This is a genomic window from Legionella santicrucis, assembly GCF_001468135.1.
GTDB lineage: Bacteria > Pseudomonadota > Gammaproteobacteria > Legionellales > Legionellaceae > Legionella > Legionella santicrucis.
Genome location: NZ_LNYU01000020.1, coordinates 1 through 13,892, shown reverse-complemented (window position 1 = coordinate 13,892; position 13,892 = coordinate 1). Strand labels below are relative to the sequence as shown.

Sequence of the window (13,892 nt, the reverse complement as noted above, 5' to 3'; positions counted from 1 at the left end):
TATATGATATATCAATACAATAAATTGGTTAAATATTAAATAAAATGATTAAATATAATCAATAAATAAATCCAATGGTATAACTATTAATGGTTATGGTCTTTGGGGTTGATTAAATAAGTATGAGGTGAATAAATGAAAAAGCAATTAGAGCAAGAAAAGACGAACGAGCGATTTGTAGATCCAGGAACAGCGAAAAAGGATATTGGAACATATAAATTTAAAATGGATGAAAATTCTGATCTAGTAGAATTAACAAATTATGTAGATATTTTAACCGAAAAACAAAAAAATCTTCTTTATGGGGGTATTGATGAGTATGCGCGAACTCATAGACAAAGAGCAGAAGAATTTGCTAAGAAAATAAATGGTTACGGGGTAAATACTAATTTTGATAGTCCCAAATATTTTAGAGAACTCTATTGGGACCATATTAACGTAGCTTTTAGGGCAGAAGATAATTATATTGATCCAAAAAAGAAAAAATACTTCGAGAGTAATGAACTCGAAAAAGCAGGAACAAAGCTACGACATTTTCTAGGCGATAAACAATTGGAGGAGTTATATAAGTTAGCTTTGGAAGAAGAAATGAACTCAAGGGAATACCGAAATGCTTTATTTAATCGATCGATTAATGAAATTGATGGCCCTAAAGGAGATAAAAAACTTCTAGTCTTTCTAGGAGGAGCCTCTGGGAGTGGAAAAACATCAGCATTAAAAAAGCTAGTTAATGAAGTATTGGAAAAGCAAGACTTAAAAGATAATGCAGAAGGTCAAGAAAAACATTATTGTACTTCCCTTGACGGGGCTTTAGCACGAGAAGTATCTCAAATGAGATCAATTACTGCTACATGTGTTGAAAAAAAGGGATATAGTGGAACCATAGACTTACAAAAGTCAAGCGACATATTGGATGGCGTAAAAAATAAATTGGAAAAGGTAGCCTTCGCAGAAGACAACTTAAATATAGCAATTCCTGAAACATATTCCAAAATCTTTAGTATTCCCTTCATGATAAAATATCTAACCATGCTAAATACCCCTAATCGTATCATGGTATTTGGGCGCGTTGAAGCCAAAAAAGACGCGGTTGCATTTATGGGGACTGATAGGGCTTATAAAAATAAGTCTGAGCCTGAATATAATAACAGCAATAAATGTATTGATCCTAATGTCAAGAGCGACAAAGAGCATAAACGTTATGGTTCGGCAGGTTTCATTTGGGGAGATTTGGGTTCAAAAATTGCTCAATACATATTTAATGAGTATCAAAAGAAAAATCAAGAGGAGAATCAGCAGGAGAATCAAGAGGAGAATCAGCAGGAGAATCAAGAGGAAAATCAGCAGGAGAATCAAGAGGAAAATCAGCAGGAGAATCAAGAAGGGAATCAGATGGAGAATCAGAAGAACGCGCCTTTGAGCTACGTATTAAACAATGATTTATCTCTTAAAAAAGAGAAGGGAAAAAAATTGATAGTTTCAGACCGAGTTTATAAAGAGTGGGTTGAACAGCATCAAGAAAACTATAATAAATGGAAAGAATGTGTGCAGGTTTGTAAAGCAAATGATTGGGAGATACCGGCGAAAGGGAAGGATATTTTCTCATTAGAAGACTTTAGAAATGAACGAGGTAAACTACTCCCTGAGGTAGGCGACTCAAAAAATAACTCTAATGTGAAAGCTATAGGAGAATTTCTTTTAAATGTAACAAAATTATATCTTAAAAAAGAAATAATAAATATTAAAGCTCAACTAATTAATCCATTTGTAGATAAGGAAAAAAGAAACGAATTAAAAGAAAAATTAGAACAGTATCAAAAAATAAGGGAATCAATAAAAACAGAATCAAAATCGTCTGTTTACAAATTAATTACGAATAGACTTGAGTTTTTAAACCTAAATACTGATTTGAGTGAGGTTGTTTCGAAAATGCTCGATATTACTGCTCAGAGGGATAATTTCGCAAATTATAAAAATAATTTTAAATCAGCTGTAACAGGCGTTGATTTTAGTGAAGAGCAAGACGATCGTATTTCTCTGAATATGAATCCATAAGATCCCAGTATTCCAATGATATATGCCCTGATGTAGATTTTTAATTATTTCAGGGCAATTGCGTCTCATGATATTTTTTGTTCCTCCGCCTTATTCACATGCTGCCCATTTTTTTATAGAGGAAAAAAGGTAAGCGACTAATAATTGCCATAATTGTTCGCCAGAAGAAAGGATAATAGATCATTCTTTTTTTGTGATTTAGCGCTTTTAAACATGCTTTTGCACAAGAATAGGGGGATGCAGCATAAAAAACCCCAGGTACGCCATAGGTTTGTTTTGTATCAATAAAGCCAAGACGAGCTATAGTAATGTGTTGATTCTCGAGCGCGGCTTGTTGTAAGCCCTGTAGGTAAATTTCAATGCTTGCTTTACTCGCCCCATACAGACTATTTTTGGCACGACCACGACATGCAGCTACAGAGCTTAAAAATAATAAATGATATTCTTTTTGTGAACGATTGAAGTAAGAATGGATAAGCAAAGTGGTAGTTAGAATATTTATTTTTATAAGTTGAGTAATTGTTTCTGTATTCAAATGTAAGTTGTCTGTGAAATCACTGTGGGCAATAAATACATCGAGTTCACGCGTATCATTTTGCAGAACAGTAAGTAATTTATCAGTTTGTTTTGCTAGATCGACAAGGATTACCTCACAGCTCACTTGATATCGAAGTCTAATATCCTTTGCAATGATATCGAGCTGATTCGCTTGGCGTCCAACGAGTAATAATTGATGTCCTGATTGAGCTACGATATGAGCAAATTTTTCTGCAATAATAGAGGAGGCGCCTAGAATAAGCCACGTTCGTTGTCTCATTTTGTTATCCCTAATCGTGTTGCAAGATCAGAATGCATGGTGCATGCGTGGTGTTTTAATATTTCAGCAAACTGGGCATGGTTTTCATACATTTTTTTATATTGCTCTTCATTTAAAAGTGAGTCTTTGGCTAAATAAATTCGACCATTTAGCTCAATGATTAATTGATTCATTGAAGAAATTGCCTGCTTGGCGGCTGAATTATGAATGAAATCTACTGCTAGGGTAAAACCTGGTTTACAAAAAGATAGCAAACCATCTCCCGATCGATTAAATAGTTTGAGTACGGCAAGTGTGGGGGTTGCATTGGATGTTCGCATTATTTGAATTAAATGATCTAAAATTGTTATCACATGAGCTGTATCAAAAACTGCCTGAAATTGAATCAATCCTTTAGGACCATAAAGCCTATTCCAGTGTTTTATCTTATCGAGTGGATTATTAAATTGTTCGAGGGAGAGTTTTTCTTCTTTCTTTTTGCTGTTAAAAAAATAGCGATTAAATAACTTCATGTTCCAAGGTCTAATTAAAGAAAAAGGAATTTTGGGCATGCTATAAGGTTTATATTCTTTAATATTTAAAGGCTCGCAGTGATTCGCTATAGAAAGGATAGCGCATGGTTTTGGGTTTAATAAGTCAAGCCAAGCGACTTGATAATCATAATGGACTCCATGGGTTAACATAAATTCGGTGAGTTCTTTTAATGATTGAAATTGCATGTGTTTGGCTAAAATAAACCGAGAGGCTTTTTTGAGTCTCAAGCTAGCACGAGTAATTACACCAGTAAGTCCTAAACCTGCGATTGTGGCATAAAATAAGTCACTATTTTCATTGCGGTTGCAATGGATTTTTTTATTGCCAATTAACAAATCAAAGCTAATAAGGTGATGTCCAAAACTACCTGCGTTATGATTATTTTTACCATGAACATCATGAGCGATCCCTCCAGCAACAGTAACGTATACTGTGCCGGGAAGAACCGGAGGGATGAAATCGGGATTTAATAAAAATAAGTCTTTAAGCGGTACTCCACCCTGACAGATCACAATACCAGTTTGAGGATCAAAATCAATAAAATGATTTAAGCGTTCACTGTTAATAATATAACCATTAGTATTAAAGCAACTGTCATTATAGCTTAACCCTGAACCACGCATGAGCAGGTTTTGTTGTGGATTGTGAGCAATATAATGAGTAAGCTGTTCTTCATTATCAGGCCGTAAGCAAAAAGAGTGGCTTTTGGCGCGGCTGAAATTAGAGAGAATTTGTTTTTTGCTGTTCATTTTTAATGTCCGCAAATTAATCTCGACATTTAAGACTATAATTCATTTAGAAAACTATTGAAAAGAGAATTATTATGAAAACTCTGATTGTCTTTTTGAGCCTCATTTTTTCTTGTTCTGTTTTTGCTGCAATTATTCCCCAAGATAGTTTAGGTGCACAAAAATATGATAGATTACAATGTATTAACAATACAGCTCAAGACTGTATTAATGCACAATGTATGACATCAGATCAGACTGATTGTCAGGATAACTGCCAAAAAATGGCGCAAGAAAAATGCCAGCAACAAATGAATGAGTAATTATGCTCTCATAGGTTTAAGCATAGTCGAAAATTTGACAAAGTTACGTCAAAATCTAAGACATTTTATTTTTATAAACTAAGTCTAGAACTTCTGTAACTTGGTGAATCACTCAAAGAATGAATAATAATGATGAAAAACTGCTGGTTATTTAGAAAAAACTAGAGTTGGAACAATTATTGCAAGATATACTTTAGAGTAGTGAATTTGATCAGAAATAGTGTGTGTAAAAAGTACGACAATGTACTAGGAGAGAATATCATGTCTAAAGAGAAGCAAAACATCAGTGATGAAGCTTCTGACCTGAGAAATTTATCACATACAAAACCTATACAGGTCATAGCAGTTTCTGCCGGTAAGGGAGGAGTGGGTAAGAGCAGTGTTGCTGTTAATTTAGCTGTTGGGTTAGCTCAACTGAATAAAAAAGTACTGTTGCTTGATGCAGATCTAGGATTAGCAAATATTGATATTATGCTGGGATTGCATGTTAAATACAATTTATCACATGTGATTCAAGGAGCTTGTCATTTAAGTGATATTATCTTACTTGGACCTTATGGCCTTAGTGTTATTCCTGCGGCGTCAGGTACAGAGTTTATGACCCAACTATCTTCTCCAGAATTAGCAGGACTTATTGATGCATTTAATGAACTGACAGATGATTTAGATTATATGATTATCGATACTGCTGCAGGGATTTCGGATACTGTATTAAGTTTTATTCGCTCTTCACAAGAATTAATTGTAATTGTTTGTGATGAGCCTACCTCTTTAACCGATGCATATGCTTTAATTAAAGTGATGAATAAACGCTATGAATGGACTCGTTTTCATATTCTGGCTAATATGGTAGAAAATGAGAAAGAAGGGCGAGAATTATTTAATAAATTGTTTAAAGTCTCTGAGCAATTTCTGGAGGTTCAGCTAGACTATTTAGGGGGGGTTCCATTTGATGAGCATATACATAGGGCGGTAAAAATACAAAAACCTGTATTAATTGCTTATCCTGAATCTGCTTCTGCATTATCACTAAAAAGAGTAGCAGAGGAGATATCTGAATGGTCACCTAGTTCTTTACTAGGTGGTAATACCAGTTTCTTTTTAGAACGTTTAGTCGCAGGTGAATTTTAAGGAGATTATCGTGGATGCTTTGGCTGCTTATAGCAAAGTCAACCAGCAAATCCAAGAAACGCTGGTAAAAAATCATGCCTTGTTGGTTAAGCGCATCGCTCACCATTTATTAGGGCGTTTGCCTCATGGGATACAACTCGATGATTTAATCCAAGCCGGAATGCTTGGCTTGTTGGAGGCGGCAAGGCATTACGATTCTTCAAAGGGTGCTTCATTTGAAACTTATGCTGGAATTCGTATAAGAGGCTATATGCTTGATGAAGTAAGACGAAATGATTGGGTTCCACGTTCAGTACATCGAAATTCACGACTGATTTCTGAAGCAGTTAAATATGTCGAGCACCGATTGGGAAGAGAGGCTAAGGATTCAGAGATTGCTACCGAGCTTGGTGTATCGCTTGCAGAATATCATGAAATGCTGCAAGATTCCGTCAGCAGTCATTTATATGGTTTTGATGATTTAGGCGTTACTGATGACGCATTGCAAATGGATAATGAATGCGCTTCTACTGAACCTCATGTCAATGTATTTCATAGTGATTTAATGAAACGTTTATCTGAAGTGATACGTGGATTACCCCATAAAGAGAAAATGGTTTTATCTTTATATTATGAACATGATTTAAACTTAAAAGAAATTGGAGAGGTCATAGGGGTAAGTGAATCTCGTGTTTCACAAATTCTTAGCCAGGCAACACACCGTATTAAATCACGCTTACCGGAATAAATAAAAAAAATAGATCTTCGCTATGATTTTTTAATCGATTAGAATAAATAATATACAATTCACCTTTGTTTTTGGATTCAATTTTTTCCAACAAGCCTATATAATTAGCATCTTGTAAATGGTTTTAGATTGAAACTGAGTTTATACAATAATAAAAGGTGATGTTGATGCCTAAAAATTATAAAGAAATACATGCTCAAATAACACAGCGATATCGATTATATTACTTGAATGATTCTTCGTCTAAGGCATTGGCTGAAGATATTAAAGACCTAACCCTTGACGATGTTATCCATTTATTAGAAGAAATCAAAGACAACCCAGAATTAATCAAATTATCTATTTCTTTATCGAGAAGAAGTGATTTATTTGATAAGTTGATCCTTATGAAAGGAAATGCCCCTCATGAATGGGTTTTAAGATTACATATATATAATATGGTGGTTCAAAGTGATGAACCTGGTTATGTAATTAGTAATTTGAATCGAAAAATAAGAGATGATGAGAATCATATTCATGAACATAGTTGGCAACTTGCCTCTCGATTTTTGATGGGTGGTTTTAGAAATCATCAGTATGTTAAAACTGAAGATGGTCCTTTATTTAATCGTTTTAATTTAGTTCCCACCAGCAAGGATGGAGTCTCTGGAAAGAAATTTTTTAGACAGGCTGTATTAGAAGGAAAAACACATATAAAAGAAATCAGCGATGAGTTGTATCAACAAGGTGATTTGGTACATTATCCAATTGAAATTCCTCATAAAGTCGATACTAATCTTTCTCCTTATACAGGCATAACAATGACGCTAGCCCATACCTCTGAGCGTCACCATGAAAACTCTATTTTTTATGAGAAACCCCAAGACATAGAAATGGATCATGAGCTGGAGGTCGAAGCTCAAAGGTACACGGAAGAAGAGCATCAGGATGCAATCAACATGGCCATTACTAATCTAAAGCTTCTGAAATTATGCGATCAATTAGCGGAAGAAGGTTTTGAGCGTTTCGATCGGCATGTTGATCCAATTACGAAGGAGACTTCTCCAAATAATGTTCTTGAGACAGAATTATTACCAACAATTGCTATGTTGATGTTACAGAAAAATAATGAATTTATAGAATACCCGATGACAGCAGAATTACAGGGAAAATCTCAAAGTGAAATTCAGAGGCTCATGATAAAGCATACAAGTACTAGTGGTTTATTAAAAAAACTTATTAATGAAGCAATTACGGAAATGAATAAATCATCTTTGATGCAACTAATCAAAGTATCTCAGCATAATTTGATGAAAAATTTCTATACTTCTTCTCGTAAAACCTTAACTGAGGATGCCTTGACAGTACTGGAAGAAAGAAAAAAAAGAGTACCAGAACATGTAATTGGCAGTACTGTGAGCTTTTTTTCTCGCGTACAAACGAGAAATTCTGAAACTGAAGAAGTAAAACGAGTGAAGACGTCCAATCAAAGTCGCGTTTGTGAAAATGAGGTAAAAGCTCCTTGTGAATCGGTTTTGTTTTAAGTTTAATTCTATAGAAAACAACATAGCTGTTTTTTTACCTATTTTCACGGTAAAATCCCAAGTTTATCTTTGGTTATACTCATGTGAAATTGTAGATTGTATGTAATGAGCTGAGTTTTTAAGTTCGGCGTCATTACATTAGCTACAATACTGGATTATTAACCTATTCATTATTTTTAAGAGATATTTATGTTAGAAGTAAACCAAATTAGTCTTAATCTGGTGGATCTTGATAAGCGAGTAGCAGCGCTTAGGGGGTATCTTTGACTTCGATGCTAAACGTGAGCGTTTGGAAGAAGTTGTTCGCGAGTTAGAGTCATCTACGATTTGGGATAATCCCGAAGTGGCTCAAGCATTAGGTCGTGAGCAAACCCAGCTCGAAGCTCTTGTTTCTACCCTCGCTCAACTAGGTCAATCCATTACTGATTTAAACGAGTTGTTTGAAATGGCGCGTGAAGAAAGCGATGAGCAAACGATTAATGAAATTAGCGAAGAATTACAGGTTATAGAAAAAAAAGTAGCTGATTTAGAGTTTCGGCGTATGTTTTCAGGGAAAATGGATGACTCCAATGCTTATTTAGACATTCAATCAGGATCTGGGGGTACTGAGGCACAAGATTGGGCTGAAATGTTATTGCGTATGTATTTGCGTTGGGGTGAGCAACATGGATTTACTACGGAACTAATAGAATGTTCACCTGGAGACGTCGCTGGCATTAAAAGTGCTACCATTTATTTTCAAGGTGAGTATGCGTTTGGGTGGTTGCGTACTGAAACAGGAGTGCATCGTTTAGTGCGCAAGTCGCCTTTTGATTCAGGAAATAGGCGTCATACCTCTTTTGCTGCGGTTTTTGTTTCACCTGAAATAGATGATGATATTGATATAGAAATTAATCCAGCTGATTTACGTATTGATACATATCGGGCTTCTGGAGCAGGGGGACAGCATGTTAACCGAACTGATTCTGCTGTAAGAATAACGCATGCACCAAGTGGCATTGTGGTACAATGTCAGACTGATCGAAGCCAGCATCGCAATAAAGATCAGGCCATGAAACAATTGCGTGCCAAGTTGTATGAATTGGAAATGCAAAAGAAAAATGCAGAGCAGCAAGCGTTGGAAGCTAGTAAATCTGATATAGGGTGGGGATCCCAGATTCGATCTTATGTTTTGGATCAATCTCGTATTAAAGATCTGCGTACTGGAGTTGAAACAAGTAATACCCAGGCTGTTTTGGATGGTGCATTAGATCAATTTATTGAAGCTAGTTTAAAGGCAGGAGTAGGGCAGTATGACTGAAGAACAAGTAGAACATTTAGATGAAAGTGAAGTTTATCATATTCGTAAACAAAAATTATCGGAATTAAGAACACAAGGTTTTAATTTTCCAAATCAATTTCGCCGTGAAAATTTAGCTCAGGAACTCATAAAAGAGTATGACTCATTAGATAAAGAAACTTTAGCCGAGAAGCATATTAAAGTTACTGTAGCAGGTCGTATCGTACTAAGACGTATTATGGGTAAGGCCAGCTTCTTTCATATTCAAGATTTTTCTGGACGCATCCAAGTATATATTCGAGCTAATGAGCTTCCAGAACACTATGAACAGTTTAAACATTGGGATTTGGGAGATATCGTTGGTGTCGAAGGCGAATTGTTTAAAACAAATACCGGCGAGCTTACTGTAAATGCAGAAGGGATTGAATTATTAACCAAATCATTGCGACCTTTACCGGATAAATTCCATGGCTTAGCTGATCAAGAAATGAGATATCGCAAACGTTATGTGGATTTAATTGCTAACGATGAAAGTCGTTTAACTTTTTTAATAAGATCGCGATTAATTCAAGCCCTTAGACAATTTATGGACAGGAATTTTTTCTTGGAAGTTGAAACTCCAATGATGCATCCTATTCCTGGTGGCGCTTTAGCTCGTCCTTTTGTCACTCATCATCATACCTTAGATATGACGATGTATTTGCGTATCGCCCCCGAGCTTTATTTAAAGCGCTTGGTAGTAGGTGGTTTTGAGCGTGTTTATGAAATAAATCGTAATTTCCGTAATGAAGGTATTTCAACACGTCATAATCCTGAGTTCACAATGGTTGAGTTTTATCAAGCCTATGCAGACTATAAGGACTTGATGAATTTTACTGAAGAAATGATACGTTATCTTTGTGATTCTGTATTAGAAAAGCGTCAAGTAGAATATCAAGGTCAAATTCTTGATTTTGATAAGCCATTTGCACGAATGACTGTAAAAGAGGCCATTTTACACTACCATCCCGAAATTAATGTGAAGCAATTAGAAAGTGTAGTTGCTTGTCGGGCTTTATTGGAAGAAAAAAAATTGCCCTTTAAAGAAACTGATGGGATAGGTAAATTACAAATTATTTTATTTGAAGAAACCGTTGAACACCAGTTATTTCAGCCTACGTTTATCACAGGATATCCTACTGAAATATCACCATTAGCACGCCGCAGTGATCAGGATCCGGAGTTGACCGATCGTTTCGAATTTTTTATTGCGGGCCGTGAAATTGCCAATGGTTTTTCTGAGTTAAATGATGCAGAGGATCAGGCAGAACGTTTTCGTAAGCAAGTCGCAGAAAAAGATGCAGGGGATATGGAGGCGATGCATTTTGATAGTGATTATATCGAAGCTTTAGAATATGGGTTGCCTCCTACTGCAGGAGAGGGGATAGGTATTGATCGATTGGTGATGTTATTTACTAACTCACAGTCAATTCGCGACGTAATCTTGTTCCCTCATTTGCGGCAATGATTTATTACGCGGATAAAGATAGGATTGTAGGTTGGTCCAAGGTCCAACCTGCGATTTTTTCTGCGTAATAATGTCTCCTGTGCGGAAATAAATAAAGCAGTAAAGCCACGTGCTTTTAATTTTAAAGGATTAATTAGATAAAATTATCAGGAGGATATATTTGTGACTTACTTCCAAAAAGCAATTGCGTACATTCGAGAAACACAAGAGATGGCGTTATTTGCTACTATGGCAGATGCAAGATTATCAACAGCTTTTCGTACATCACCTTTATTTTATATCATGCTGCCTTTTATAGGCTTTTTATTAACTCTAAATGCCATAGCTAATGGATATCAGCTTGCAAAAGCTAATAATAAGAATTTTGATCAATGGATTTTTTTTATTACTTCGATGACTTGTGCTGCTTTAGCGAGTATTTCGCTTTATGGAGCCGCTTTATCTGAAATTTTAAGTTTTACTTTTGCTGCAGGTCCCTGGTTCTTTTTTAGCAGTTTAATTGTTGGTTTAGCCAGCCAATTAGTGATGTTGGGAGTAAATTTATACAGAGCATCTGAGTCACCTAAAGGAAGCATCCAACATGCTCATTACATTCAGAATGCTTTAAATAATTCCTTTGTTCTGAGTCTATTAACGACTGTTTTAGGAGCAGTTATTTTTGTGATGCTTTTTCCAACTGTTGCTCCCGCAGCTGGTTCTGCTTTTGCAATAACAGCAGTAGTCCTGACTGCTTTGGATATCTTATGGCAAGTGATGCCTCAGAATAAAAAACAAAAAATAAAAGAATGGTTTTATATCAATGAACCGGATTTGGAACAAGATGCTACGGTGTATCAAAAGCAGAATGAAATGCATGCAAATATTACAAATGATGAAAAAGAACCTCAGCATCATCGAATGTTTACACGTTGTGATTACAGTGCTGTGGTTAGAAAGATGGAGGTGGATGAAGCTAAAAATTATTTGTCAGCACTGATTAGGTATAAATTAGATACATTTGGAAAAAATGTCAGTTTGCAAGATGAAAAATCGAAGGATAAAGTCGTTCTTTTAAAAAAGTTATTAAATGTAATAGACAGTCCTACTGAAATCTCTAAAAAGAATATGATTGCCATGCATCCTTTGGCCTTTCAAAGTTTCTGGGCAGAAAAAGGGGAGGTAGAGCAATTATTTGATGCAGTCATTGTACTTCAGAATAAGTATCAAAACGAAATTAGAACATCACCTGTAATGATTTCTTGTTCGTAGGTAAAAATTTTGGCATGACAAAAATCCACTCAATATTCATTTAGTCTATATTATTATTAGCTAAAAATTTTTTTTAGAGAGTGTAGATGTTTTTTGAATATCGTGCAATTACAGCAAATTATGGCAATGATGCAATTGGAACTGTAACTACTCACAAATTACTGATTTACTTACATGGATTAGAAAGAGCAGTAAAAGTTGCGGGGAGTTCTAATGAAAAAGCATGATGATGCAATTTTTAAATATAAGAACTCTGGTGGCTTATCTGATATAAATATTGATCAATATCATCTAATCCATTTACTTACCTATGAGCTTATAATCTGTTGTATTTTTATAGACTCTCTCTATCTGTTTAGCAAATTATATTATTTGGTAGCTGTCATTAGTGTCGCCGGAATTCTAACATCCCTAAATTTATATATTCTTATACGCAGTAAAAACACCTTTTTGTGTGGCCATTTTGTTCTTTTCATTCTATTTGCAACGGTTCTAATTGCTAATTATTTGGTTCGAGGAATAAATCTCTCCTTTTCAGCATGGTTTTATGTAATCCCTGTCTTGAGTGTTGCATTAGTTGGTAGCTCTGGATTATTTATTTATTCAATTTTATCTATCTTAGTTCTTGTTGGATGCAAGATATTTTCTCATTCAGCCTACTATCCTCTACCTATAGGGGAATTAACTGTTATTGTTTGGATAAATCATCTACTCGCATTTGTTTTTATTGTAAGCACACTATATAGTTTAATGAGTGAACGTAAACGTTATGAGCAAGCATTAAATAATGAAAACTGCTTATTGCAACTCGAAAAAGATAAATATCATGATTTAGCCTGTTTTGATCAATTAACAAATTTACCCAATCGGCAATATTTTAAACTGAACTTAGAAACAAAGATCGCATCTTTACTTTCTCATGAACATATCACTCTATTTTTTATGGATCTTGATAATTTTAAATTTATAAATGATTATTTGGGACATGATGCAGGTGACCACATATTATGGGAAACAGCAAGACGAGTAAGATCCTGTTTCCAACAGGATGATTTTGTTGCTCGATTAGGTGGAGATGAATTTACAGCATTTGTAGTACATACAAAGGAGAAAGATATTTCCAATGAGATCATAAAACGAATTGATTATGTGTTTAAACCCGCTTTTCATTTTAAAAATCAAGATTATTATTGTTCTATGAGTATAGGATTTGCAATTTATCCGGATCAGGCTACATCAATCAGTGAATTAATAAATTTAGCGGATCAAGCAATGTATGAGGTAAAAAGAGGGAAAAGAAGCGATCCTTCGAAATGAGAAACATAATGAGCTTGATTATGGGCTTGCAGAACAAGCTCCCCAGTGTTTTCTTGTCTGACATCTGATATTTAAAAAAATTATATAACATACGAATAGAATCAATTGGATTTTAATATTCCTATTTGCTTAAAATATAATCATATATATTGTAAGCGGGTATATCATGAGCAAGAAATTATTAAATGAAATATTTGATGATTTAATCAAGGAGCAAGATAAGATTCATAAAGAATTAAAATATATATGGACGAAATGGCTCTATCCGGACAATATGACATTAAATAATTTACAAAAAAGAAAGGAAATTATTAATTACCTTCCTGAAATGCTTATTCAAATTATGAAAAATGCCAGACAAAATAATTTGAATGGTGATGAGGGAGCAAAAATAGTAATTATTACTTTTCAAGAACAAATAAAAAAATATAGAAATACAGAGAGCATAAAACAACATATTGTTTATGATGGCTTAATGCGATCATTTATCGATAGAATTATAAATACCATAAAAGATTTTCTATCAATAAATTCATCTTCTTATGGGCCGGAAAAAATCAAATATCAATCTAATGAAGAAACTATAATGTTTTAAATATAGCCTCCCCCATAAGTCCTGAATCTTCTACACATCTTGTTTATCCCAAAGAAACATGATCAAATCACCTCTTTTAAGGTGATGTATGGATTTAGCAATTGAAGA

At 34.7% G+C, this 13,892-nt stretch carries 13 protein-coding genes; 11 read left to right on the top strand and 2 right to left on the bottom strand.

From position 1 onward, the window contains the following. Positions 1-135: 135 nt before the first annotated feature. Positions 136-2,055, top strand: coding sequence for a hypothetical protein (locus Lsan_RS04365; RefSeq protein ID WP_058513296.1), 1,920 nt, complete (start codon positions 136-138; stop codon positions 2,053-2,055). A gap of 94 nt (positions 2,056-2,149) precedes the next feature. Here Lsan_RS04365 and Lsan_RS04360 read toward each other — a convergent pair whose 3' ends face one another. Further along, positions 2,150-2,872: an SDR family NAD(P)-dependent oxidoreductase gene (locus Lsan_RS04360; protein ID WP_058513295.1), complete on the bottom strand. Its 723-nt coding sequence runs from the start codon at positions 2,870-2,872 to the stop codon at positions 2,150-2,152. Continuing rightward, on the bottom strand, positions 2,869-4,155 hold the full coding sequence (locus tag Lsan_RS04355) for an FAD-binding oxidoreductase (protein WP_058513294.1): 1,287 nt from the start codon (positions 4,153-4,155) through the stop codon (positions 2,869-2,871). Before Lsan_RS04355 ends, Lsan_RS04360 begins: the two co-directional genes overlap by 4 nt. A 74-nt stretch (positions 4,156-4,229) precedes the next feature. Here Lsan_RS04355 and Lsan_RS04350 point away from each other — a divergent pair, with 74 nt between their 5' ends. The 10 genes from Lsan_RS04350 to Lsan_RS04310 all read left to right on the top strand — a co-directional run bounded on the left by Lsan_RS04350 (position 4,230) and on the right by Lsan_RS04310 (position 13,784). Continuing rightward, positions 4,230-4,457 carry a hypothetical protein gene (locus Lsan_RS04350; RefSeq protein WP_058513293.1) on the top strand — a complete coding sequence of 76 codons (228 nt, stop codon included), beginning with the start codon at positions 4,230-4,232 and terminating at the stop codon, positions 4,455-4,457. A 261-nt stretch (positions 4,458-4,718) separates the two neighbouring features. After that, positions 4,719-5,588 carry a MinD/ParA family protein gene (locus tag Lsan_RS04345; RefSeq protein WP_058513292.1) on the top strand — a complete coding sequence of 290 codons (870 nt, stop codon included), beginning with the start codon at positions 4,719-4,721 and terminating at the stop codon, positions 5,586-5,588. Positions 5,589-5,598: 10 nt separating this feature from the next. After that, positions 5,599-6,315 (top strand): RNA polymerase sigma factor FliA, encoded by a 717-nt coding sequence (locus tag Lsan_RS04340; RefSeq protein WP_058513291.1) that lies wholly within the window; start codon positions 5,599-5,601, stop codon positions 6,313-6,315. 167 nt (positions 6,316-6,482) lie between these two features. Next, on the top strand, positions 6,483-7,838 hold the full coding sequence (locus Lsan_RS04335; protein WP_058513290.1) for a hypothetical protein: 1,356 nt from the start codon (positions 6,483-6,485) through the stop codon (positions 7,836-7,838). A 189-nt stretch (positions 7,839-8,027) separates the two neighbouring features. After that, a protein-coding gene (gene prfB, locus Lsan_RS04330) for a peptide chain release factor 2 (protein WP_133134313.1) occupies positions 8,028-9,138 on the top strand; the annotation gives its coding sequence in 2 pieces (ribosomal slippage) (positions 8,028-8,102 and positions 8,104-9,138; 1,110 coding nt in all). Then, a complete protein-coding gene (gene lysS / locus Lsan_RS04325) occupies positions 9,131-10,624 on the top strand; it encodes a lysine--tRNA ligase (protein ID WP_058513289.1) in 1,494 nt (497 codons plus the stop codon). The genes prfB and lysS overlap by 8 nt, the downstream gene beginning before the upstream one ends. A gap of 162 nt (positions 10,625-10,786) precedes the next feature. After that, complete coding sequence (locus Lsan_RS04320) at positions 10,787-11,872, top strand: hypothetical protein (RefSeq protein WP_193392678.1); 1,086 nt, start codon at positions 10,787-10,789, stop codon at positions 11,870-11,872. 86 nt (positions 11,873-11,958) lie between these two features. Continuing rightward, positions 11,959-12,099 (top strand): hypothetical protein, encoded by a 141-nt coding sequence (locus Lsan_RS21935; protein ID WP_157068283.1) that lies wholly within the window; start codon positions 11,959-11,961, stop codon positions 12,097-12,099. Further along, complete coding sequence (locus Lsan_RS04315; RefSeq protein ID WP_058513287.1) at positions 12,086-13,189, top strand: GGDEF domain-containing protein; 1,104 nt, start codon at positions 12,086-12,088, stop codon at positions 13,187-13,189. Before Lsan_RS21935 ends, Lsan_RS04315 begins: the two co-directional genes overlap by 14 nt. Before the next feature lie 166 nt (positions 13,190-13,355). After that, positions 13,356-13,784 carry a hypothetical protein gene (locus Lsan_RS04310; protein WP_058513286.1) on the top strand — a complete coding sequence of 143 codons (429 nt, stop codon included), beginning with the start codon at positions 13,356-13,358 and terminating at the stop codon, positions 13,782-13,784. Positions 13,785-13,892 lie beyond the last annotated feature (108 nt).